Annotated in this window: 24 protein-coding genes; 11 read left to right on the top strand and 13 right to left on the bottom strand. The window is 61.8% G+C overall.

The window, feature by feature from the left end; all coding sequences use genetic code 11:
* Positions 1-7 precede the first annotated feature (7 nt).
* From ACQ7C1_RS10720 to ACQ7C1_RS10705, 4 genes are all read right to left on the bottom strand, one after another.
* Positions 8-430 (bottom strand): type II toxin-antitoxin system VapC family toxin, encoded by a 423-nt coding sequence (locus ACQ7C1_RS10720; RefSeq protein ID WP_430958246.1) that lies wholly within the window; start codon positions 428-430, stop codon positions 8-10.
* A complete protein-coding gene (locus ACQ7C1_RS10715; protein WP_430958245.1) occupies positions 427-711 on the bottom strand; it encodes a FitA-like ribbon-helix-helix domain-containing protein in 285 nt (94 codons plus the stop codon). The genes ACQ7C1_RS10720 and ACQ7C1_RS10715 overlap by 4 nt, the downstream gene beginning before the upstream one ends.
* Before the next feature lie 62 nt (positions 712-773).
* Complete coding sequence (def, locus tag ACQ7C1_RS10710; RefSeq protein WP_430958244.1) at positions 774-1289, bottom strand: peptide deformylase; 516 nt, start codon at positions 1287-1289, stop codon at positions 774-776.
* 98 nt (positions 1290-1387) lie between these two features.
* Positions 1388-2884: a methyl-accepting chemotaxis protein gene (locus ACQ7C1_RS10705; RefSeq protein WP_430958243.1), complete on the bottom strand. Its 1497-nt coding sequence runs from the start codon at positions 2882-2884 to the stop codon at positions 1388-1390.
* A gap of 181 nt (positions 2885-3065) precedes the next feature.
* On the opposite strand from ACQ7C1_RS10705, the gene ACQ7C1_RS10700 reads away from it, so the two are divergent.
* From ACQ7C1_RS10700 to ACQ7C1_RS10690, 3 genes are all read left to right on the top strand, one after another.
* Entirely contained in the window at positions 3066-4289 is a 1224-nt protein-coding gene (locus tag ACQ7C1_RS10700; protein WP_430958242.1) for a DNA recombination protein RmuC, read from the top strand.
* Positions 4290-4368: 79 nt separating this feature from the next.
* Complete coding sequence (locus ACQ7C1_RS10695) at positions 4369-5268, top strand: ribokinase (protein WP_430958241.1); 900 nt, start codon at positions 4369-4371, stop codon at positions 5266-5268.
* A 240-nt stretch (positions 5269-5508) separates the two neighbouring features.
* Positions 5509-7863, top strand: a complete 2355-nt coding sequence (locus tag ACQ7C1_RS10690) for a methyl-accepting chemotaxis protein (protein WP_430958240.1) — start codon at positions 5509-5511, stop codon at positions 7861-7863.
* A gap of 73 nt (positions 7864-7936) precedes the next feature.
* Here ACQ7C1_RS10690 and ptsN read toward each other — a convergent pair whose 3' ends face one another.
* From ptsN to lptC, 7 genes are all read right to left on the bottom strand, one after another.
* On the bottom strand, positions 7937-8401 hold the full coding sequence (gene ptsN / locus ACQ7C1_RS10685) for a PTS IIA-like nitrogen regulatory protein PtsN (protein ID WP_011423788.1): 465 nt from the start codon (positions 8399-8401) through the stop codon (positions 7937-7939).
* A 73-nt stretch (positions 8402-8474) separates the two neighbouring features.
* The gene (hpf, locus tag ACQ7C1_RS10680) at positions 8475-9050 is read right to left on the bottom strand and encodes a ribosome hibernation-promoting factor, HPF/YfiA family (RefSeq protein ID WP_085776747.1); all 576 of its coding nucleotides are present in this window, start codon (positions 9048-9050) and stop codon (positions 8475-8477) included.
* 251 nt (positions 9051-9301) lie between these two features.
* Complete coding sequence (locus ACQ7C1_RS10675; RefSeq protein ID WP_430958239.1) at positions 9302-10246, bottom strand: DMT family transporter; 945 nt, start codon at positions 10244-10246, stop codon at positions 9302-9304.
* An 88-nt stretch (positions 10247-10334) separates the two neighbouring features.
* The gene (gene rpoN / locus ACQ7C1_RS10670; RefSeq protein WP_221127685.1) at positions 10335-11894 is read right to left on the bottom strand and encodes an RNA polymerase factor sigma-54; all 1560 of its coding nucleotides are present in this window, start codon (positions 11892-11894) and stop codon (positions 10335-10337) included.
* Between the two features lie 144 nt (positions 11895-12038).
* Entirely contained in the window at positions 12039-12815 is a 777-nt protein-coding gene (lptB, locus tag ACQ7C1_RS10665; protein WP_085776744.1) for an LPS export ABC transporter ATP-binding protein, read from the bottom strand.
* 37 nt (positions 12816-12852) lie between these two features.
* Positions 12853-13485 (bottom strand): LptA/OstA family protein, encoded by a 633-nt coding sequence (locus tag ACQ7C1_RS10660; RefSeq protein WP_085776743.1) that lies wholly within the window; start codon positions 13483-13485, stop codon positions 12853-12855.
* A gap of 15 nt (positions 13486-13500) precedes the next feature.
* Positions 13501-14166 carry an LPS export ABC transporter periplasmic protein LptC gene (gene lptC, locus ACQ7C1_RS10655; RefSeq protein ID WP_097599436.1) on the bottom strand — a complete coding sequence of 222 codons (666 nt, stop codon included), beginning with the start codon at positions 14164-14166 and terminating at the stop codon, positions 13501-13503.
* Positions 14167-14389: 223 nt separating this feature from the next.
* Between lptC and sppA the strand changes: the two genes are divergently transcribed.
* From sppA to ACQ7C1_RS10640, 3 genes are all read left to right on the top strand, one after another.
* Positions 14390-15340, top strand: a complete 951-nt coding sequence (sppA, locus tag ACQ7C1_RS10650; protein WP_097599437.1) for a signal peptide peptidase SppA — start codon at positions 14390-14392, stop codon at positions 15338-15340.
* 29 nt (positions 15341-15369) lie between these two features.
* On the top strand, positions 15370-15669 hold the full coding sequence (locus tag ACQ7C1_RS10645; protein WP_003544934.1) for an integration host factor subunit beta: 300 nt from the start codon (positions 15370-15372) through the stop codon (positions 15667-15669).
* 129 nt (positions 15670-15798) lie between these two features.
* On the top strand, positions 15799-16131 hold the full coding sequence (locus tag ACQ7C1_RS10640; RefSeq protein ID WP_085776740.1) for a LapA family protein: 333 nt from the start codon (positions 15799-15801) through the stop codon (positions 16129-16131).
* Positions 16132-16150: 19 nt separating this feature from the next.
* Here ACQ7C1_RS10640 and ACQ7C1_RS10635 read toward each other — a convergent pair whose 3' ends face one another.
* Complete coding sequence (locus tag ACQ7C1_RS10635; protein WP_430958281.1) at positions 16151-16585, bottom strand: GNAT family N-acetyltransferase; 435 nt, start codon at positions 16583-16585, stop codon at positions 16151-16153.
* 58 nt (positions 16586-16643) lie between these two features.
* Positions 16644-17099 (bottom strand): SRPBCC family protein, encoded by a 456-nt coding sequence (locus ACQ7C1_RS10630; protein ID WP_430958238.1) that lies wholly within the window; start codon positions 17097-17099, stop codon positions 16644-16646.
* 454 nt (positions 17100-17553) lie between these two features.
* Between ACQ7C1_RS10630 and ACQ7C1_RS10625 the strand changes: the two genes are divergently transcribed.
* From ACQ7C1_RS10625 to ACQ7C1_RS10605, 5 genes are all read left to right on the top strand, one after another.
* Entirely contained in the window at positions 17554-18651 is a 1098-nt protein-coding gene (locus tag ACQ7C1_RS10625) for a class I SAM-dependent methyltransferase (RefSeq protein WP_430958237.1), read from the top strand.
* Positions 18648-19508 carry a TrmH family RNA methyltransferase gene (locus ACQ7C1_RS10620; protein ID WP_430958236.1) on the top strand — a complete coding sequence of 287 codons (861 nt, stop codon included), beginning with the start codon at positions 18648-18650 and terminating at the stop codon, positions 19506-19508. The genes ACQ7C1_RS10625 and ACQ7C1_RS10620 overlap by 4 nt, the downstream gene beginning before the upstream one ends.
* Complete coding sequence (gene lspA / locus ACQ7C1_RS10615) at positions 19505-20008, top strand: signal peptidase II (protein WP_430958235.1); 504 nt, start codon at positions 19505-19507, stop codon at positions 20006-20008. The genes ACQ7C1_RS10620 and lspA overlap by 4 nt, the downstream gene beginning before the upstream one ends.
* Positions 20009-20063: 55 nt before the next feature.
* Positions 20064-22346 (top strand): ATP-binding response regulator, encoded by a 2283-nt coding sequence (locus ACQ7C1_RS10610; RefSeq protein WP_430958234.1) that lies wholly within the window; start codon positions 20064-20066, stop codon positions 22344-22346.
* A gap of 110 nt (positions 22347-22456) precedes the next feature.
* On the top strand, positions 22457-23332 hold the full coding sequence (locus ACQ7C1_RS10605) for a GNAT family N-acetyltransferase (protein ID WP_430958233.1): 876 nt from the start codon (positions 22457-22459) through the stop codon (positions 23330-23332).
* The last annotated feature ends 119 nt before the right edge of the window (positions 23333-23451 follow it).

Below are 23451 nucleotides of genomic sequence, written 5' to 3'. Positions count from 1 at the left end.
TTGAGGATCAGCCGTCTTCAAACGGGTTTATGAGCTTGAGATCAAGCCCCTCGAAATCTCTGGTGTTGCGGGTGGCAAGCGTCGCACCGTTTACAAGGCAAATGGCGGCAATCATGGCATTCTGAACCGAAATTGGCCGTCCCACGCTTTCGCGTCTTGCGCGCAGACGGCCCGTTGCCATTGCCGCTTCCAAATCCCAACCGACGATACGCTCACGAAATTGGCCCTTCACCAAATTCTCTATGGCACGGAAGAAGCGGTCCGATCCTGTCTTCAACAGAACCCTTTCAGCGCTATAAATCTGCTCCATCAACCCGACGGCGCAAAGCCAGATCCGCGAACCATCCTGCCGCTGCAACCAAGCCTTCACTTTTTCATCTGGCATTAACTTTGCGAATTCTGATACTACATTCGTATCCAGAACGATCATTCGATATCCTCGAACGGCCGACCGAAATCCTTTTTCCGCGCGGCCTCGACTTCTTTCATGACTGCGACAATTTCGTCGTCCACCGCGTTTTCGCTTACGAACGCGGCGCGTATCGCTTCATATGCCGACATAGGCTCAGGCTTGGCCTCGGCTTTTCTTTGAAGCGCTTCTCGCAAAAGCTCCTTGGCCTCATCAGAAAGGCTGTTCCCACTCCGTTGGGCCGCTTCCGCGATGTCTCGCTTCATTGCGTCGGAAATATTTCGGATCAGAAGGTCGCCCACTCAAAGCCTCCATTATGATATCAATGATATCATAATGCCGTTGAGGCCCATTTCAATCGTCGTCAGAGGGCCTTGGACTTTGCCGCCTTGGTGAACTTCTTGATCACCATCTCCCGCTTCAGCCGCGAGATATGGTCGATGAAGAGCACGCCGTTCAAGTGATCGATCTCGTGCTGCAGGCAGGTGGCAAGCAGCCCGTCGGCTTCCACCATCTGTTCCCTGCCGTCGCGGTCGAGGTATTTGACCGAGACGACAGCCGGGCGCTCGACCTCGGCATAATAGTCCGGAATCGACAAGCAGCCTTCCTCATAGACCGAGCGCTCGTCGGACGATTTGACGATTTCCGGGTTGATGAAGACCTGCGGCTGCTTTTCCTCGCCCTCGCGGGAGACGTCGATAACCAGCATGCGGCGCGGCACACCGATCTGGATTGCGGCAAGGCCGATGCCCGGCGCGTCGTACATGGTTTCCAGCATGTCGTCGGCAAGGCGCTGCAGGTCGGAATCCACACGCTCGATCGGCTTGGAGAGCTGACGGAGAACAGGGTCGGGAAGAATGATGAGTGGCTTGATGGTCATGGGCGTTCCCATAACCCATCTTTTCCCGCTATGGAATTATCCGCCGGGCGGGGAAGACGCTTTTTTGTATCCCCGCCCGGAATTTCGCCATATTTGAGTCAGGCCGCCCGGCGGGCAGCGGCGACGGCGTGGCCTCCCGAACGGACGCGGAAGCGGCGCAGCAGCTCGATCAGCTGGTCCACCTCGTCCTTGAGGCGGCGGGTTTCCGCCGACGTGCGCTCGACCATGCCGGAATTCTGCTGGGTGATCTCGCCCATGCTGCGGATCGCCACGCTGACCTCGTTGACCCCGGTTGCTTGATCGCGGGCGGCAGCGGCGATATCGGCGACGAAGCGGTTGATGATGTCGATGCGGCTGATCATGTCGCTCAGCGCCTCGCCGGTGCTCGAGACGATGCCGACACCCTCATTGACCTGGGTCGAGCTCTGCGAGATCAGGTTCTTGATCTCCTTGGCAGCATCGGCAGTGCGCTGGGCGAGTTGGCGGACTTCCTGGGCGACGACGGCAAAACCCTTGCCGGCATCACCGGCGCGCGCCGCCTCGACGCCGGCGTTCAGCGCCAGAAGATTGGTCTGGAAGGCGATCTCGTCGATGACGCCGATAATTTTGGAAATCTCCGTCGAGGATTTCTCGATGCCGGCCATCGCCGAGACGGCGCTGGTAACGAGTTCGCCCGAATTCTTCGCCTTCTGCTGCGTCTCGCGTACGGCGTCCGAAGCCTTCTCGGCATTGGCGGCGGTCTGGCCGACGCTGACGGAAAGCTGCTGCAGGGCAGCCGAACTCTCCTCGACGCCGGCCGCCTGCTGGGCAGTGCGCAATGCGAGATCGTTGGTCGCATTGGAGATGACGTCGGCGCCATTCATGATATGGCCCGACGTGTCGCGCACCGATGCGAAGGAATGGCGCAGCGCCTTGACGGCACGGTTGTAATGCTCGGCCATCTGCCGAAAATTACCGGGCAGGTCGGATGGCAGAGTGGCCTCGAGATCGCCGCTCGACAGCGCCTCCAGACCGCGGCGCAGCTGCTCCAGCGCCATCGCCTGATCGGCCTCGGCCTGGGCACGCTGCTCTTCCAGAGCCTGGCGCTTGGCTTCAAGCGTCTCGAGGTAGACCGAGATCGAATAATCCATGTCGAGCATGCCGGCCTTGATGACCGCCGACAGCCTTTCGGCGAGCAATTTGCCCTGCTGGCGCGCAAAGACCGACGGCCACTGCTTCTCCATGATGCCCTTGACGAGCTCGGACAGAACCAGGGCATAGCCGCCGACATACCAGCGCGGCTCCAGCCCGATGCGGGCGTGCGTGCGCCCGACCGATGTCACGCCGTCGACGTAGGTTTCGTCGAAGGCACCGCCTGCAAGCTTGCCCCAATGATCCTGCTGCCGCTTCTTGGCATGAGCGACATGGTTCTTGTCGGCGAAAAAGCCTGAGACGGCGGGGGTCTTGGCGATCTTGGCATAGAACTTGTCGAGGGCACCGCCGATTAGCTCTGATATGACGGGGCTGAGATCCCGTATCGACCGGCGCGCCGCCTCGTCCAGTTCGATGAAATCGAGGCGCTGCCTGAGTGCACTGTCGGTCTGCTGGGATGTCATGGAAATCTCTGTACTTGGCGCAACGGCGCTGGAGGGAATTCTGCGGCACAGATTTTGGCGAATATGGTTGAGCAATGGTTAAATCGGCGGCGATTTTCTGCATCGGCGAGGAAAAAGGCGACAGAGGATTTCGTTCACGTTTTGATCTATGTATTGCCGCAGCTTCTGTTATGGTTGCGGCATGACCGTTCATTCCGAATCGCTCGCCCTCTCCAACGCCTCGCTGAGCCCGGCCATGCTGGCGCTTGCCGGCGGCGTTTTTGTCGCCTTCGTGCTTCTGGTGATCATCCTTCTCTTGCGCAGCGCCAGCCTCCGCCGCGAGCAGGCGGAGGAGGCGAGCCTGCGGGCTGGCGAAAGCGAGGCGCGCATGGCCGAGCTTTTGAAGATCCAGGCGGAGATGCAGGGCCGCATCACGGCCATGGCCGAGGTTTTTGGCGCGCGTCAGAGCGAGCTCAACCAGGCAATCAGCCAGCGTCTCGACGGCATGTCGCAGCGCGTCAGCTCGACGATCACCGAGCAGACGAAATCGACGCATGAGAACCTGCAGCGGCTGCAGGAGCGGCTGGCGATCATCGATGCCGCGCAGAACAATATTCAGACGCTCGCCAAGGACGTCGTCGGACTGCAGGCTATTCTCTCGAACAAGCAGACGCGCGGCGCCTTCGGCCAGTCGCGGATGGAGACGATCGTCGCCGACGGCCTGCCAATGGGCGCCTATGCCTTCCAGCAGACGCTCTCGAACGGTTCGCGGCCGGACTGCACGATCCGCATGCCAAACGGCGCGCCGCCGCTCGTCATCGATGCGAAGTTCCCGCTCGAAGCCTGGAACGCCATCCGCGACGCAGCCAGCCCCGAGGCCGGCAAGATAGCCGGCCAGCAGTTCCGCCGCGACATGGAGATCCATATCCGGGATATTTCAGAGAAATATCTGATTCAGGGGGAAACCCAGGAGACGGCTTTTCTCTTCGTGCCGTCGGAATCGATCTTCGCGGAGATCCATGAGAACTTCGAGGCCTTGGTGCAGAAGGCACACCGCGCGCGCATCGTTATCGTCTCGCCATCGCTGCTGATGCTGTCGATCCAGGTCATCCAGGCGGTGCTGAAAGACCAGCGCATGCGGGCGCAGGCGCATCTGATCCAGGGCGAGGTGGCGCTCCTGATGAACGATCTCGGCCGCCTCGACGAGCGGGTGCGCAAGCTGCAGGGCCATTTCGCCATGGCGCAGAAAGATATCGACATGGTCGTCACGTCAGCCGACAAGCTCACCAAACGCGGCGCCAAGATCGAGGCGCTGGAATTCGAGGCAGGCGGCGACGCAAAGCCTGCCGGCGACGGCGAGGTCCCGGCCAAATCCGTGGAAAGCCGTACCGGCCTTCTCAAGCTTCGGGTGGTTGACGAGGAGTGATCGCTTCGGGCAGTGTCTCGCCCCATGAAATAGCAGGAGCATGATGTCATTGGCATGCTCCAAAAGACGGGACAGCCTGATGATCACAGTTTTCGGATCCATCAACATGGATCTCATCGCCACGACCGAGCGCCTGCCGAAGCCCGGCGAAACAGTGGCCGGCAACGGTTTTGCCACGGCCGCCGGCGGCAAGGGCGCCAACCAGGCGCTGGCAGCCCGCCGCGCCGGTCGCTATGTGCATATGGCCGGTGCCGTCGGCAAGGATGCTTTTGCTGCCGATGCTCTTTCTCTGCTCGATGAGGCAGGAACCGATCTCTCCCTCGTCAAGCATATCGACGGTCCCACAGGAACGGCGCTGATCCTGGTCGGCGGCGACGGCGAGAACATGATTGCCGTGGTGCCGGGCGCCAACGGCCTGGTCGCGCCCGCCGATGCGGAAACCGCGATCGGCCGCATGCACGAAGGCGACATACTGATGTTGCAGCTTGAGGTGCCGGTCGCGGCCGTCGAACGCGCGCTCTCGGCCGCACGCGCCAAGGGCATCACCAGCATCCTCAACCTCGCCCCATTGATTCCCGATGCGCCGCGTCTCGGACGCCTCGCCGATATCGTCATTGCCAATGAGACTGAGTTCGAGCGGCTTGCCGGACAGGACGGCATGGACGCAGGAGCGCGCGAGGCAGCGCTTGTCCGCCTGCATCAGGAAACCGGCCAGACGCTGATCGTGACGCTCGGCGGCGATGGCGTCATCGCCATTCGTGACGGGGTCCTCTCAAGAGCGCAGGGGCTGGCGATCGATCCTGTCGACACGGTCGGAGCGGGAGACACCTTCTGCGGCTATTTCGCCGCCAGCCTCGATGACGGGCTTGATTTTCCGACAGCGTTGCGCCGCGCGGCAGTCGCCGGTTCGCTCGCATGTCTCAAATCAGGAGCGCAACCGTCGATTCCTTTGAGTGGGGAAGTCGCAGACAGAATATAGCCTGGCCTGCCTGCGAAACGCCGGCAGATGTCCTTCAATTTTAAAGGAGATTTCTGCGGTTTTGCTCATATAACCACTCAAGTTTCATTTAAATTTAACAGGTCTCCGGCGATCTTCCCAGCGATCGCCGGATCGTCGCACATGCGGATCCGCGGCTGATGCGGCTGCTCCATGACGGAGCCATGCCTTCGCTCCTGCGCCGAAGAATGCCCGTTCGGCGCATCCTTGCCTGAGGAACCCATGTTCATTTTTCGCATGAAATCGCTTGCGGCGAAACTTATCGCCATCACCGGCATCGCCATCGCACTTGTTCTCATCGCTTCGAACTTTTTCCTCATCGGCCAGACCCGGGATCGCGTTCAGACGCTGACGATGGATCAAGCCAATCTCGAGGCAAAGTCGATCGCCAATGAGATCGCCGCCAATGTCGGCGAACTCGCCAGCGCTGCCCGCAGCATGTCAGGCGTTATCGGCCGAGCCCACGATGGAAAGTCGCTCGATCGCAAGGGCATGATCAACGTGCTGAAAGCCAATCTGGAACAGAATGCCTTCGCCTTCGGCAGCTGGTTCTGCGAGCAGCTTGGTGCGCTGGACGGAAAGACGACCGAGATCGCCAACAACAATGACGAAGGCACCAACAAGAACGGCGCCTTCACGCCCTATTGGTCGAAAACCAAGGATGGCGGCGTCCAGTATTCGACCTTCGACAATGATTATACAGCTGAGTGGTGGAAGCTTGCTGCCGACAGCGGCAAGGGCGCGATCACCACGCCCTACATGGCCGAGGGAACCGACGTACCGACGCTGCTGACTTCCATTGCCTATCCCGTCATGTCGGGCGGCAAGATGATCGGCGTCGGCGGCGTCGACATCTCGCTGAAGTCGCTGACCGATAAGCTGCAGGCGCTGCACCCCTTCGGCTCCGGCCGCGTGACGCTGCTGTCGCAGGCAGGCAACTGGATCGTCGCGCCGGTCGCCGATCTGATGACCAAGCAATATGACGGCGAAGGCACCGAAGTCGTCAAGGCGGCGCTGTCGAACAAGCAGCCCGGCCTCGTCCGAAACCTCACCTATGACGGCCTCGATCCTTTCGACCGCGTCGTCTATCCATTCGAAGTCCCCGGCGTCAACGCCACCTGGGTCGTGCTTGTCGACGTCCCGCACACCGCGATCAACGCGCCGGTGCAGGATCAGACCTACATGATGATCGCCACCGGCCTGATCGTGCTCGGCGCGGTGATGCTGGCGCTCTATTTCGCCGTCCGCTCGCTCGTGCAGAGGCCGCTCGGCAGCCTTGTCGCCAGCGTCAAAACGCTCAGCGACGGCGAATATGCCGAACCCGTCGCGGCCCAGGACCGTACCGACGAAGTCGGTTCGGTCGCAAAGGCCCTCGAAGGCTTCCGCTTCAAGCTCGCCGACTCCAGGCGCCTCGAAGACGAGGCCACCCACCAGCGACAGGCCGCAGAGGCCGAGCGCGGCCGTTCGGAATCGGAACGGCAGCAATCGGTGTCGCTGCAGCGTCGCATCGTCTCGGTCGTCGGCGCCGGCCTCTCGGAATTGTCTCAGGGCAATCTGGGTTACCGCATCACCGAAGATTTCCCCGGCGAATACGGCAAACTGAAGCAGGATTTCAATGCCGCGCTTGCAAGCCTCGAAGAGACCATCAACACGATGAATCTCAGCGTCGTCAATATCGGCGCCGGCACCGGCGAGATCAGCAACAGCGCTTCCGATCTCGCCAAACGTACCGAGCAGCAGGCAGCAAGCCTGGAAGAGACGGCGGCAGCCCTCAATGAGCTCACCGCCCAGGTCGATTCCAGTGCCGAGAATGCCCGCACGGCTGCCGACAACGTCAATCTCGCCTGCCAGGATGCCGAGAAATCAGGCGAAGTTGTGCAGAAGGCCATCGCCTCCATGCAAGGGATCGAGCAGTCTTCGACGGAGGTATCGCGGATCATCGGCGTCATCGATGAGATCGCCTTCCAGACGAACCTGCTGGCGCTGAACGCCGGCGTCGAAGCGGCCCGCGCCGGCGAAGCCGGCAAGGGTTTTGCTGTCGTCGCCCAGGAAGTGCGTGAACTCGCGCAGCGTTCGGCCACTGCCGCCAAGGAGATCAAGACGCTGATCAACACCTCGGCCGTCCAGGTCAAGGAAGGCGTCGATCTCGTCGGGCGCGCCGGCGGGACGCTGCACAAGATCGCCGAACAGGTGATGGGCATCAACAGCCTGATCCGGCAGATCTCAGCATCGGCCAGCGAACAGGCGGTGGGGCTGAAGGAAATCAACCAGGCCATGAACCAGATGGATCAGGTGACGCAGCAAAATGCGGCGATGGTGGAGGAAGCGACCGCCGCCAGCGTGGCGCTCAACGACGAGGCGCAGACGCTGAAGACGCTCGCCACGCGCTTCAGGGTGTCCGGCTCCGCCAACGCGACCGCGCTCGCCTCCGTGGCGAGGCAGATGCGTGCGCCGGCTGCGGCCCCCTCGCACTTGGCAACCGCTCCTGTGGTCCGCCACGCGCCGGCGACCCGCCGCACCACACCTCAATCGCATGGCTCGGCCGCCGTGGCTGGGGATAACTGGGAAGAGTTCTGACCGTTCAGCCCTGGGTAAATAAAAAATGCGCCTGCGAAATCAGGCGCCTTTTTTCATTTAGGGATTATGCAGCTCAAGCAGCGTTCGACGTCTGCTCTTCGTTGAGGAAGGCGTAGATCGCCGAGGCGGAATCGGTGGCCCGCAGCTTTGCAACCAGGTCTTGATCGCGCAGGACGCGGGCGATGCGCGACAGGGCTTTGAGATGGTCGGCGCCGGCGCCCTCCGGCGCAAGCAGCAGGAAAACGAGGTCGACGGGCTGGTCGTCCAGCGCTTCAAAATCGACAGGCTGCTCCAGCCGGGCAAAGATGCCGACGATGGAATGAATGTTCACCAGCTTGCCGTGGGGAATGGCGATACCGTTGCCGACGCCGGTCGAACCCAGGCGTTCGCGCTGCAGGATGACGTCGAAGATCTCCCGTTCGGAGAGCCCGGTGATCCTCGCGGCTCTTGCCGCCAATTCCTGAAGCAACTGTTTCTTGGAATTTACTCTGAGGGCGGGAATGATCGCATCCTGATGGAGCAAATCTGCCAATGCCATTTCTTTTTCCTTCTGTCGCCGGGATCAGTTGATGCGAGGAGCGGCGGCGATACCGCCGCTCACCACTCTGATCTCAGCCTTTGATATTGGCCGAATCGATCCAGCCAATATTTCCGTCGTGCCGACGATAAACGATATTCAGATGTTCCTTGCCGGGACTGCGGAACAGGAGAAGCGGCTCGTCGGTCATGTCGAGCGCCATCACGGCGGTGGCGACGGACATGGTCTTCAACTGCTTCGTGCTTTCAGCGACGATTGCCGGGGCGAAATCGTCGGGAATTTCATCCTCGTGATCAGGAACGGAGTCCATGACCGTATAGGAGACTTCTGCAAAGCCATTCAGGTGGTTTCCGGCATGGTGGTCCTTCAGCTTGCGCTTGTAGCGACGCAGGCGTTTCTCGATGCGTTCGGAAGCGGCGTCGAAAGCAAGCTGCGGATCCGTCGCTTCGCCGGCGGCATGGAGCACCACCCCGCTGTCGAGATGAAGCTTGCAGTCTGCCGAGAAACGAGAACTCGCCTTTTCGACGGTCACCTGGCCGGAATACCCCCCATCGAAGTATTTCGTGATGGCCGTTCCAATTTGGTCCTCGATCTTTTGGCGGAAGGATTCACCAATTTCCATATGTTTCCCGGATACACGCACACTCATGGAGTTTCCCTTCTTATGGTCGTTTGCGGGTATCAGTTTACGCCAAGCCTCGGGTTCATCCAAGCACTTCGCGCAATCTCAAGCAAGATCGGCGTAGGCCTGCTGTCCTCGGTGCCCTTGGGATGATGGGGATAACTTCAAAACGCCGTTCACGGCGACGATTGCGGCGGGCTTCTAGCCAGAGGTTGCCGGAAAGTCAATAGGGCGCCGAATCAGCTCCGGGCGCGCTCGCAGAAGGTGTAGCAAATCTCCTACGGAAGGAGCCTTCCGGCGACTTTCCCTTCATCAGCTCCCGCGCTTCGTGCCTGCGTTGCGCGCGGCATCGTCATGGCGATGACACCGAGAATGACGCAGACCAGTCCGATCCACGCCGTCGGGCTCAGCCTCTCGCCGAGAAAGACGATACCGATCGCCACACCGATCGGCACACGCAGATAGGCTTGCGACGTGGTTCCGACCGAACCCAGCGTCTGAACGAGGCGGAAATAGATCGTAAAGGCAAGCGCCGTCGAAAAGGCGGAAAGGGCAAGCAGCGCCAGCACCGATGCGGCCGAGGGATCGAGCCCCCAGGGCCGGTCGACGAGCAGGCTCACAGGCATCAGAATGACCGCGCCCGAGATCAGCGAACCGGCCGCCGGCACGGCAGGATCGAGGCCTCTAAAGTTCTTGCTGAAAATCGCGGCCCCTGCGTAACAGATGGTTGCCAGCATGATGGCGAGCTGCGCCATCAGGCTTTCACCTAGACCGCCGAGCGCTTCGACGCCGATGACGAGGCAGATGCCGGCAAGCCCGGAGACGACGCCGAAAAGCTTTCGCGCCGTGGCCGGCTCATGGCGGGTTATCGACACGGTCAGCAGGAAGGTGAAAATCGGCGTCGCCGAATTCAGGATCACCGCCAGTCCGGCATCGACAGACTGCTCCGCCCAGGCGATCAGCGTGAAAGGGAAGACGCTGTTCAGGCAGGCCTGAACGACGAACAGGCGCCATGTCGCGCGATCGCGCGGCAGGCGGACATGCCGATGGCGAAGCACGGCCAGCAGAATGGCGCCGGCGATCAGTGTGCGCACCGCGATCAAGGTCACCGGCGGGATCGTTTCGACCCCGATCTTGATAAAGGTGTAGGAAGAACCCCAGAGGGTCGCAAGCACCAAAAGCAGGACAAGTTCTCTGGTAAGGTTCGGCTTTTGCGGCGTCATAGGCACATCGATCTTCGTTCGGGACACCGGAGAAGTAGGCCAATTTGGAAGGTGGATGCTTCGATCCAGATCGAAGCGTGCTGCTGCGTCAGAAGCCCGCGACTTTGGCGAGCGCCCGCTTCTCGCGGCGGCGCTGCACCGAGGAAGCGATGTTCATCGCTTCCCGGTATTTCGCGACCGTGCGGCGGGCGAGATCGACACCGCCCTTCTTCAGCATGTCGACGATATCGTCATCGGAGAGCACCGCGTCGGGACTCTCCTGCATGATCAGCGCGCGGATCTTGTGACGCACGGCCTCGGCCGAATGGCTGTCGCCGCCCTCGACCGCGCCGATCGATACGGTGAAGAAATATTTGAGTTCGAAGAGGCCGCGCGGCGTCAGCATATATTTGTTCGAGGTGACGCGGCTGACGGTAGATTCATGCATCTTGATCGCCTCGGCCACCGTCTTCAGGTTCAGCGGCCGCAGGTGGTCGACGCCGTGCAGCAGGAAGGCGTCCTGCTGGCGGACGATCTCGCTTGCCACCTTCATGATGGTTTTTGCCCGCTGGTCGAGGCTGCGGGTCAGCCAGTTGGCGCTCTGCAGGCACTCGGAAAGGAAGGCATGATCTTCGCCGTTCCGGGTCACGCGGGAAAAATAGGACTGATTGACGAGCACGCGCGGCAGCGTATCCGGGTTGAGCTCGACCAGCCACCCACCCTCAGCGGAGGGCCTGACGACGACATCGGGCATGATCGCTTCGGAAACGCCCGTCTCGAAACCGCTGCCGGGCTTCGGATTGAGCTGGCGAATCTCGCCGAGCATGTCGAGAAGATCTTCCTCATCGACGCCGCAGAGCCGCTTCAGCGTGGCGAAGTCGCGCCGCGCCAGGAGTTCGAGATTTTCGACCAGCGCCTGCATGGCTGGGTCGTAACGGTCTTTATGCCGGAGCTGGATCGCCAGGCATTCGGCGAGGCTGCGGGCGAAAACACCCGGAGGATCGAGCGTCTGCAGGGCGGCGAGCACGTGTTCGACCTGGGTGAGGTTCGTGCCGAGCCGCTCGCCGGTTTCGACGAGATCGACCTGAATGTAACCGGCATCGTCGAGCTGATCGATGAAATTCTGCGCGATCAGCCGGTCGCTCATATCAGGCAGGACGAAGGGGATCTGCTGCGCGAGATGATCGCGCAGGGACACCTGACCGGCGACAAAATCGTCAAGATCGTAATCGGCGGCGTCGGCGCTGCCCGGCATCGACTTCCACTGACCGACGAGTTCCGGTGCGTCGAGGCGCTGCGGACCACCATCATCGGGAAAGACATTGGTGTAATTGGCGTCGAGCTCGTCGTTCAGCCGGCCGGTGCTTTCGCTGCCGCCATTGTCGTACCAGTCACTAGAAAGCGCCTCGGCGCGATTGTCGGCGCCGTCGTCCGCGCCGGCGTCCTCCGGCGAATGAGCGAACTGCTCGTCCTCGCCTGCCGCCCGTTCGTCGCCCGCCTCGCCATCATTCGACGGAAATTCGAGCAGCGGGTTCTTCTCCACTTCCTGAGCGATGAACTGGGTGAGCTCAAAATGGGTCATCTGCAGCAACTGGATGGATTGCATCAGTTGCGGCGTCATGACCAGGGACTGGCTCTGGCGCAGAAATAGATTGGCGGACAGTGCCATGACGGACGCGAAACTCCCTCGACTCCTCCGGGAAACCACGGCCGATCCACGCTTCAGGCCACGGAAATCCGAGTTGGCCCAAAAATTGCTTTTTTATCTCATTTGGTCAAGCGGAACTACGCGGCAAGGTGAATCAGCGCGGGATCAAAGGCTGAAATTGTCGCCGAGATAGAGCCGGCGTACTTCCGGATTGTTGACAATGTCATTCGCACGGCCGTGGGTCAGCACTTCGCCGGCATGGATGATATAGGCGCGGTCGATGAGGCCGAGCGTCTCACGCACATTGTGGTCGGTAATGAGAACGCCAATGCCGCGGGCCGTCAGATGGTGGACGAGGTTCTGGATGTCGGCGACCGAGATCGGGTCGACACCGGCGAAGGGCTCGTCGAGCAGCATGAAGGTCGGGTCGGTTGCAAGCGCTCGGGCGATTTCGAGACGGCGGCGTTCGCCGCCGGAAAGGGCGACAGCGGCACTCTTACGCAGCTTCTGGATATGAAATTCCTCCAGCAGCTCGTTCAGCTTCTGCTCGCGCTCGGCCTTGTCCTTCACATGCACTTCGAGGACGGCACGGATATTTTCTTCCACCGTCAGTCCGCGAAAGATCGAGGCTTCCTGCGGCAGGTAACCGACGCCGAGGCGCGAGCGGCGGTACATCGGCATGGTCGTGACATCGTTTCCATCGATCTCGATCGTGCCTTCATCGACCGGCACCAGACCGGTGATCATGTAAAAGCAGGTCGTCTTGCCGGCGCCGTTCGGACCGAGCAAGCCGACGGCTTCGCCGCGACGCACCACAAGGGAGACGCCGTTGACGACACGCCGCGTCGCATAGGTCTTCGTCAGACCACGGGCGATCAGCGTTCCCTGATAGCGGCTCTTGTCGGCGGCACCTGCAGCTTGCGGCTCAGGCCGGCCGAACATGGTGGATAACGATGATAATTTCACGGGGGAGGCCGGTTCAGTTCTGCTTCTGCGCGTTCGGCTGCGATTTCGGATCGAGCTGAATCTGGACACGACCGCCGCAGCTTTCAAGCTCCGCCTGGCCGGTTTGCATGTGAACGGTCAGCTTGCAGCCGGTAAAGACGTTCGGACCGTCCGATAGAATCACCTTGTTTCCCTGATCCGCGGTCAGGATGAATGTCTGCGAGGCCATGTCGAAATTGCCGTCGTCGGCTGTCGCCGTCTGCGTGCCCGACACCAGGTAGACCTTGTCCGTCACCAGGATCTTGTCGATATCCGCACTTCCTGATGCCAGCGAGGCCGACTGCTCGGGCTTCGCCTCGGGTTGAGCCGGCGCGCCGGCGCCCGGCTTTGCCGCCTTGTCCTTGTAATAGACGGTCATCTTGCCGGACTGCATCGTCGTCGTGCCCTGGACGACCTTGACGTTGCCGGTGAAGAGCGCCGTGTGCTCCTGATCATGGATCTCCAGCTTGTCGCTTTCGATTTGGATCGGCTGATCGTTGGAAAGCTTCATGCCCGACATGGTGGTTGACTGCGCCCCCGCGCCCGAGACCGTCAGAATAAGGGCAAATGCGCCGGCAACGAATGCGATGCCTGTCTTGCAAGCTGAAATGCGACAATCTTTTGTCATGAGTGACCCGGCTGGTTAAGTGCCCTGTTTATGAATGGTGGATGGATCGACATTCATGCGAACATTCCCCTCGAATGTGATCACGCGCCCCTTATCGGTTATCTCCAGCGTCTTCGCAACAATGGAAGCATTGTCCTTTGTGATCGTGACGGGATCGTCGCTGCGCATGTTGCCGCCCTTGATGTCGAGCCGGGCGGACTGGAATTGCGCGTTGAGGCCGCTGCTCAGCACCAGGGTGAAGGGAGCCGTCATATGCAGGTTGTCGGTGGCGCGATTATAATCCGCAGTCGAAGCGATGACGCGGGCAATCAGCCCGTCATTCATCGGCACGGCGGCCTTGATGGTCTCGAGGGTGATGAGATCAGGATTGCGGATATCCTGCAGCGCCCTTTCCGCAAGCATAGAATAATTGACACCGTCGGAGTTGCGTCCGGCAATTGCCGGCTTTTCCATCACGACCTTGCCGTTCTCGATCTTGGCGCCTTCCATCTTGATATTCTCGGGCAGATATATCTTGACCAGTGCAACCGCCGTGAGGCCGGCCGCGATGACGAGGGCGGCCAACGGCAGCAAGATCTTCAGCCGCCGCACGCGGGCGGAATGGAACAACGCATCGCCATAGGGGCTCCGACCGGAGCCCGCATAAGCGGCATTTCCGTTGTTCTTCAGGGTATCGAGCATAGGTCTCGTTCCATGTGCGATGATTGCCCCGCCTGCGTAACAAAGCGGCCGGCAATCACAGTTCGTTTCGCATTATTACATTGGCTTGCCAATATGGAATTTTTTCTGCAACAAGCAACAAAACGGAAAAACATACAAAAGTGGCATTCGTACGCGCCGCTGCGATCAATTTCACCGGACCCATCGGCGCCATGCCGACCCCGGGCCAGCGCTGGAGGTTTCTATGGACAGTTCGATCATCGCGGATCGCCGGCGGCTGCGCCGCAAACTCGGCTTCTGGCGCATCGTCGCGGTCGCACTCATCGTGGCGCTTGGTTTTGCCTTTTACCGCTTCGCCCTCGGCGGAGCCGGCACGGCAAGCCCGCATATCGCCCATGTGACGATATCGGGGCTGATCGTCGATGACGACGAGCTGCTGGAGCGGCTGAAGAAGGTCGAGACCAGCGATCAGGTGAAGGCCGCGGTGATTTCGATCTCCTCGCCCGGCGGCACGACCTATGGCGGCGAAAAAATCTTTAATGCGATCCGGGCGATATCAGCCAAGAAGCCTGTTGTCTCGGACGTGCGCACGCTGGCCGCCTCCGCGGGCTACATGATCGCCACCGCGGGCGACACGATCATTGCCGGCGACAGCTCGATCACCGGCTCGATCGGCGTCATCTTCCAGTATCCGCAGATCCAGCCGCTGCTCGACAAGATCGGCGTATCGCTGCAGGAGATCAAATCCTCGCCCCTGAAGGCCGAGCCCTCGCCCTTCCACGAGGCGAGCGAGGAAGCCAAGGCGATGATCCGCAACATGGTGGTCGACAGCTATAACTGGTTCGTCGACCTGGTCGCCGACCGGCGCAAGCTGCCGCGCGACGAGGTGCTGAAACTCGCCGACGGCACGATCTATACCGGCCGGCAGGCGCTGAAGGCGAAGCTCGTCGATACGATCGGCGGCGAGGCGGAAATCCGCGCCTATCTCAAGTCGCGCGGCGTCGACACCGATCTGCCGATGGTGGATTGGGACAAGAAGAGCAACACGCCTTTTCTGCTCGCAGGAGCTGTTTCGCGGCTGGTTACTATCTTGGGTTATGATGATCTGGTCAAAGGCCAGGATATCAATGGAATCCTGCCCCCAAAGTTGCTTCTTGACGGGCTGCTTTCAGTTTGGCAGGTTGGCCGGGATTGATAAGAAATCAATAATTTAAGGGGGCGACTGTGATCAAGTCCGAATTGGTGCAGATTGTTGCGGCACGCAACCCGCATCTCTATCATCGCGACGTCGAAAATATCGTCAACGCGGTTCTCGACGAGATCACCGATGCACTGGCTGCGGGCAACCGCGTCGAATTGCGCGGCTTCGGCGCGTTTTCAGTCAAGAACCGCCCTTCCCGCTCCGGCCGTAACCCGCGCACCGGCGATACCGTCTTCGTCGAGGAGAAGTGGGTTCCCTTCTTCAAGACGGGCAAGGAACTGCGCGAGCGGCTCAATCCCGGCCAGGCCGACGAAGAGGATTGAGCTGCGCGAGCCGCCTGCGGCGAAACCGCACTTGAACTTGAACACCGTTTTCCTATTCTGCTAGCGCATCGGCCCGAAAGTCGGAATCGATTTTCGGGCCGATGCATCTAAGACGCATGGAGAGCTCAAATGGCCAAGAAGATCGTCAACCTGTTGATTCTGCTGCCGCTCGGAGTCATCCTAATCGTCTTCTGCGTCGCCAACCGGCAGAGCGTCACGCTGGCCTTCAATCCCTTCAGGCCCGAAGACCAGGTGCTTGCGGTTTCCGCACCCTTCTTCGTCTTCCTGTTCATCGCATTGATAGCAGGCATGCTGATCGGATCGGCCGCCACCTGGTTCAGCCAGGGCAAACACCGCAAGCGCGCCCGCACCGAGGCCAAGGAAGCCATTCGCTGGCAGGGCGAGGCCGATCGTCACAGGTCCCGCGCGGAGGAGATCGCCGGCCAGCTGCCGTCGCGTTAAGATCGGCTCTCGCCCCGAGTCAAACCGGAGAAAAGCTCAGCTCCTCATAATCACCTTCCGGCGACGCGCCATTGCCGGTCACCGCGAAACCGTGGGAAAGGTAGAAAGCCTTCGCCCGCCGGTTGTTCACCAGGCATTTCAGCCGGTACTTATGTCGCGGCCATTCCGGCAGCGCCCTGAGCAGCGCCGTGCCGGCGCCGAGCCCCTGGAACTCGGGCCTTATATAAAGCATGTGAATGAAATCGTCCTCTGGCCAGAGCGACAGGAAGCCGGCGACGCTCCGATCGGCATGCTCGCAGACGAAGATCGTCTCGCCATTGGTATGGGCAGAGAAATCCTCACGGTGAAACTTGCCGGGATCGACCCAGACGAATGTCTGGCGGCGCACGGAAAGATAGATGTCCGCGAGCATTTCCTGGTCTTCCGCCCGTGGCGGCCTGATGGTCCATGTCATCATGTCGCAATAGCTCAGGCGCAGGTCCGCGCCAAGCCGCAGCGAAAGCCTTCGGCGCTCAATCCGCAGCCATTTTTGTAACGATCGCAGCATTGAAATCCGAGAAGAAACCTTCGGCCAGCCGCTGCGAGGTCGAATCGAGCAGACGTGCGCCGAGCTGGGCGAGCCTGCCGCCGAGTTCGGCTCTTGCCCGGTAGTGCAGGATCGTCTCGTCGCCCCTCGCCTCGAGCACGACATCGGCGCTGCCCCTGGCGAAGCCGGCAAGGCCGCCCTTGCCTTCGGCCGACAGCGTATAGCTTCTCGGCGCATCGATATTGGAAAGCGTCAGCAACCCGTGGAAGGTGGCGGAGAACAGGCTGAACTTCACCTTGATCGTCGCCTCGAAAGCGCTTGGCGACAGCCGCTCGATGTTCTGACACCCCGGAATGCAGCCGCGCATGATCTCCGGATCGTTGAGCGCTGCCCAGACCATGTCCCGCGGCGCGGCGATGCGTTCTTCGCCGGTGAAATCCATTCGACAGCCCCATCTGCGATTCGCCTGATTTATCCCAGCGGGAAGGCCTTTTGCCAAGGTGCGGAGGAATGTTATGGCGGGCTTTCGATCCGAGCGAGCGAGGAATTGACCGTGCGGCAGTCTCCAACGGCCCTCATCCTGCGCAGCCCATAGGGCGAAGCCTCGAACGTCACGCCGCAGCGCTGCGCCTTGCATTCATCCGGCGTCTGCGCGCCCGCCTCGCCCTTCGCGGCCCCTTCGGGGGCACCTCATGAGGCTCTCTTGAGCCGCGGTCCGTATTCGCTGCGCTTCCATACCTCGCCGTCAGTCACAGTTATGTGGTGATAATCGGCTGCATGCGCAGGCGTCCGAGAAGTTGAAATAACGCCCGCGCCGGCGCGCAGTTGATCCGGGCTGGTTTTCTGGGCTACTGCATAATTCAAACATATCCACGACAGAGACGCGGAAGAGCACGTTGAAACAAAGAGAGCGCCGGCCGGGCCAGAAGAAGACATCAGGTCCCGCCGGTGAAAGCCGCAGGGACGATCGGGCCGGCCGAGCACCAAAGCCCGTGGCACGTCCCGCGGCCACACGCGATACGGTTCGCGAGAGTGCGACGCCGGCTGCGGTTTTGCGCCCGCTCATGACGCGCAGCGGCGATCGGCCGGCGGAGCGCGTGCCGGTCATTCTCGAATCGCTCGGCGCCGGCGATTTCCACCTGATCGACAGCGGCGATGGCCAGAAGCTGGAGCAATATGGCCCCTACCGCATCATCCGCCCGGAAGCTCAGGCGCTGTGGCGGCCTTCGCTGGCGCCGCAGATCTGGGGGAAGGTGGATGCCGTGTTCACCGGCGATACCGACGAGGAAGGCACCGGCCGCTGGCGCTTCCCGAGGGAGGCACTCGGCGAGACCTGGCCGCTCAACCTGCTCGGCGTCGATTTCCTCGGCCGCTTCACCTCGTTCCGTCACGTCGGTGTCTTTCCCGAGCAGATCGTCCATTGGAGCTGGATGAAGGAGGCTGTCGAAAAGGCCGGCCGACCGCTGAAAGTGCTGAACCTCTTCGGTTATACCGGTGTCGCGTCGCTGGTCGCCGCCGCTGCCGGCGCCGAGGTCACCCATGTCGACGCGTCGAAGAAGGCGATCGGCTGGGCGCGCGAGAACCAGGCGCTCGGGCGCATGGAGAAGCTGCCGATCCGCTGGATCTGCGAGGATGCGATGAAATTCATCCTGCGCGAGGAACGCCGCGGCAGCCAATACGACATCATCCTCACCGATCCGCCGAAATTCGGCCGCGGCCCCAACGGCGAAGTCTGGCATCTCTTCGAGCATCTGCCGCTGATGCTCGATGTCTGCCGCGAAATCCTCTCCCCGAGGGCAGTCGGCCTGGTGCTGACGGCTTATTCGATCCGCGCCAGCTTCTATTCGATCCACGAGCTGATGCGCGAGACGATGCGCGGCGCCGGCGGTGCGGTCGAATCCGGCGAGCTGGTGATCCGCGAGGCAGGCCCCGACGGCAAAACGCCGGGCCGCGCGCTTTCCACATCCCTCTTTTCCCGCTGGGTGCCGCAATGAGCAAGGACTTCCACGATCAGGGGCCGCGAAGGGTCGGGCAGGTGAAGGAAGTCACCTCGCTCGCCAATCCGATCATCAAGGACATCAAGGCGCTGACCAACAAGAAGTCGCGGGAGGAAAGCGGGACTTTCCTCGCCGAAGGGCTGAAGCTCGTCATCGATGCGATCGAGCTCGGCTGGACGATCCGCACGCTGGTCTTTGCCAAGGCCGCCAAGGGTAAGCCGCTGGTCGAGCAGATGGCGGCAAGGACCGTCGCCTCGGGCGGGCTGGTGCTCGAAGTCAGCGAAAAGGTGATTGCCGCGATCACCCGGCGCGACAACCCGCAAATGGTCGTCGGCATCTTCGAGCAGCGCTGGACGCCGCTCAAGGGCATCCGGCCGCAGGAGGGTGAGACGTGGGTGGCGCTCGACCGCGTGCGCGATCCGGGCAATCTCGGCACCATCATCCGGACGGCCGATGCGGCCGGCGCGGCCGGCATCATTCTCATCGGCGAGACGACCGATCCCTTCTCGCTGGAGACCGTGCGGGCAACCATGGGCTCGGTCTTCGCCGTTCCGGTCGCGCGGGCGACGCCGGAGGAGTTCCTGGCCTGGCGGAAATCGGCCGGCGTTTCCATCGTCGCCACCCATCTGGCCGGCGCGGTCGACTATCGCACAATCGACTACCGCAAGAAGCCCACGGTCCTCCTGATGGGCAACGAACAATCCGGCCTGCCGGACCAGCTCGCCAGGGAGGCCGATGCGCTCGCGCGGATCCCGCAGCAGGGCCGCGCCGACTCCCTGAACCTCGCCGTCGCCACTGCCGTCATGCTTTTCGAGGCGCGCCGCCATCTCCTTTCACTTGCCGAGGGCAAATGACCGAACCGACGCATGCACGCCCCGCGCTGTTTTCGCGCCCGGCACCGATCCTGATTTTCATCCTTCTCGCCGTTCTCATCGACCAGGTCGTCAAGATCGCCGTCGATCATACCCTGCCGCTGCAGGAAGCCGTTCCCGTCATCCCGATGCTGGCGCTCTACCGCACCTATAATCTCGGCGTCGCCTTTTCGATGCTGGAGGGCATGGACGGCTGGATCATCGTCGGCATGCGGCTCGTCATCGTCGCCTTCGTCATCTGGCTGTGGTACCGCACGGCAAAAGACCGCTGGCTCGCGCATCTCGGCTATGCGCTGATCATTGCCGGTGCGATCGGCAATCTTGTCGATCGCTTCGCCTACGGACATGTGATCGACTACATCCTCTTCTACACCGAAAGCTGGTCTTTCGCCGTGTTCAATCTCGCCGACAGTTTCATCACCGTCGGCGCCGGCTGCGTCATCCTCGAGGAGCTGCTGCTGCCGAAAAAGGCCGGCCGCTAAAATCTTATCGAATTCCTGAAGGCATTCGGAATAAGCCTCATGTTATCCAGATACCATGCAGAGTCTGGGACAGTTGCAGGAAAGATTGTCCGCCGCCTTCGGCGGAACCGCCGTCAAGCCGCATCAGGAGCGGACGGAGGAAACCTCTTCGCGTCCCGGAGCATCGACAGCGCGCACGGGGGCTGCTTCCCTATCAGGGCCTGCAGCGACGCGGCGCCTGCTGTTCTACTGGCTGAGCGGCGCCGGCTTTCTGGCCGCGATGGTCCTGACGCTGCTCGCCCATGCCGGCGAGCCGTTGCTCCTTTCGGGCGGTCTCGTCGCTCTCGGCCTTGCCGTCATCGCCTGTTACGCCGTGCTGATGGTACGCCGGCAGAGAAGCAGGCAGCCCGCCGGTCGATCCGCTCCGAACGGCGATGATGGCGCGAAGCTCTTCGCCGAGGTGCATGACGTGCTCGGCGACATCACCCTCACCCGTGCCATGGACCGTCGCATCATCTCGGCCAACGACACCTTTCGCCGTCTGACCGGCCGGCTGCGCCCGGAAGGGCGGACCTGCGAAGAGATCGGGCTTGCCTTCCGTCCCGGCCCGATCCCGCACTGCTACGACGTCGAGATATCGACGCCGGAAGGCCAGCGTATTTTCCTGTGGCGCGACGTGGTCACCCGCGATCCGGGCAGCGGCCACCTGCTGCTGCAGAGTGTTGCCCGTGATGTGACGGAGGAGCGGCTCGTCGCGCAGAGCCGCGAGTCGGCCCGCCAGAAAGCCGAGTATAACAGCGCCGCGAAATCCCGACTGCTTGCAACCGTCAGCCACGAGGTGCGCACGCCGCTTTCCGGCATTCTCGGCATGACGCACCTGCTCGCGGAAACGCGGCTGACGCAGGAACAGCAGAATTATCTCGCCAACATCCGCCAATCCGGCCACGCCTTGACGCAGCTTGTCGAGGATCTGCTCGATTTTTCCACCATCGAAGTCGGCCGTTTCGAGCTTCACCCGCGCTCGGAATCGCTGCGGAAGCTTCTGGAAAGCGTCGTCGAAATGCTCGCCCACCGGGCACATGAAAAGGGGATCGAGATCGGCGCCACCGTGTCGTCAGACGTTCCGGAGAAAATGAGCTTCGATGCGGCGCGGCTGCGCCAGGTTCTGTTCAACGTCATCGGCAATGCTGTCAAATTCACCCAGGCCGGCGGCGTTTTCATCCGCGTATCGCTCGATGCCGGCAACCTGATGATTACCGTCACCGACACGGGTCCGGGCATGACGGCGGAGGAGCTGGCGCGCGTCTTCGGCGAGTTCGAACAAGGTGGAAACGTTGCCGACAAGAGCGGCGGCACCGGGCTCGGCCTTGCCATCTCCGCCCGCATCATGCGGGAATTCGACGGCGCCTTGACGGTCACCAGCGAAAAGGGCAAAGGCAGCACATTCACCATACGCTTCCCGATTGAACTCGACAGCGAGCGCTCCGAACGGCGAAACACCCTGCTTGCCGGCAACAGCGTCGTGCTGCTGGCGCCGGCAGGGGCGGCCCGCTCCGCCATTGCCGAAACGATCACCGTGCTCGGCGGCACCTGCCATCTTGTCGACAGCGGCGAGGCTGCGCGCGCGAAGCTGCTCGGAATGGCAAGCGGCAGCCGCCGGCCGACCGATATTATCGTCGATCATCGCATGTCGGCGGAATTTTCAGCGCATCTCGCCGATCGCGCCGAAATCGCTGCCCTTGGCCTGCGCAAGGTCCTGCTCGTCAATCCCGAAGAGCGCAGCGCCCATCCGCTTGACCTGTTCGATGCCTGGCTCATCCGGCCGCTGCGCGAACAGTCGCTGATCGATGTGCTGCGCGGGCGCATGCGCGGCATGGAGAAGCGCGACGCGCTGAACGACAACCAACCGGGTTTCGGCCTGCCGATGACCGAGACCGTGGTTGCCGCACACGGGCTGCGCATCCTGCTCGGAGAGGACGATCCGATCAATGCGATGCTGGTGCGCGTCATGCTCGAAAAGGGCGGACACAAGGTGCACCATGTCCAGGATTTCGAGACACTCCTCGATTGCGCCCTCGGCGAGGCGAACGCCCGGCCCGAGATCATCATCAGCGATCTGTCGATGCCCGGCGGCAACGGCATCGACATGCTGGGGCGGCTGCGCGGCCACGAAAGGCGGCTCGATCTTGACCCGGTGCCGGTGATCGTGCTCACCGCCGACAAGAGCGACGAGTCGCGCCGCCAAGTCTTGCTCAATGGCGCCAACCGCGTCATGGTAAAGCCGGTCGACCCGGTGCGGCTGCTGACGGAAGTTCAGGCGGTCGCCGCGCTTTCCGCCCGCCGGGCAGAGGCGCGGTAGGTCGCTGGATTGACTGCGCAGGCTGCTTGCGCCGGGAAATTCAATATGTCACTTTCCTGTCGCACAGAAGTGTTTTATGGCGTCGATAAGCCGGCAACGGGAGAATCGCCATGTCCTCCATCGACATCCTGAATCGTGACGTCACCGCGGAGGCTGCACGGCCGTCGACGGCTGCGCAGCAAGACGGCGAGATCCTCGGCCGGATCGGTAATCTCGAAACCCGCCTTGCCCGCACGGCACGCGAGATCGATGCGGCCCAGGCCGTGCGCTACCGCGTCTTCGTCGAAGAAATGAAGGCGCAACTGCCGCCGGAAGCCATGCGGCGCGAACGCGATTTCGATGCCTATGACGCTTTCTGCGACCATCTTCTCGTTCTCGACCGCTCGCTCGAGGGTGATGCGGAAGACCAGATAGTCGGCACCTACCGGCTGCTGCGCCAGGATGTCGCGATCGCCAATGGCGGTTTTTACTCGGCTTCCGAATTCGAAATCGAGAGCCTCCTCGCCAGGCATCCGGACAAGCGTTTCATGGAACTCGGACGCTCCTGTGTGCTGCCGGAATACCGAACCAAACGCACCGTCGAGCTTCTGTGGCAGGGCAATTGGGCTTATGCATTGAAGCACGGCATGAGCGCCATGTTCGGCTGCGCCTCGTTCCCCGGCGTCTATCTCGAAAGCCACGCACTGGCGCTGTCCTTCCTCTACCACAATGTGCTGGCGAAGGACGAATGGGCCATCGGCGCACTGCCGCACCTCGCCCGCAACATGGATCTGATGCCGGCCGAGGCCGTCAACCCGAAGCGGGCGCTGATGGCCTTGCCGCCGCTGATCAAGGGCTACCTCAGACTCGGCGCGATGGTCGGCTCCAGCGCCGTCATCGATCATGCCTTCAACACGACCGACGTGCTGATCGTGCTGCCGATCTCCAGCATTTCCGACCGCTACCTGAACTACTACGGCGCCGACGCCGGTCGCTTCGCAAGCTGATTGCAGTCAGGCGAAGCAGAGATTGCCAGTGCTGCCCCTCACCCTAACCCTCTCCCCGTTCTGACGGGGAGAGGGGACTTGCCGCACGAGCCGTGGATGGGGCGGAGAGGTCGCGGCTT

The organism is Rhizobium sp. Nf11,1 (assembly GCF_050587665.1).
In the GTDB taxonomy this organism is placed as follows: domain Bacteria; phylum Pseudomonadota; class Alphaproteobacteria; order Rhizobiales; family Rhizobiaceae; genus Rhizobium.
This window is presented reverse-complemented; position numbering and strand designations above follow the sequence as displayed.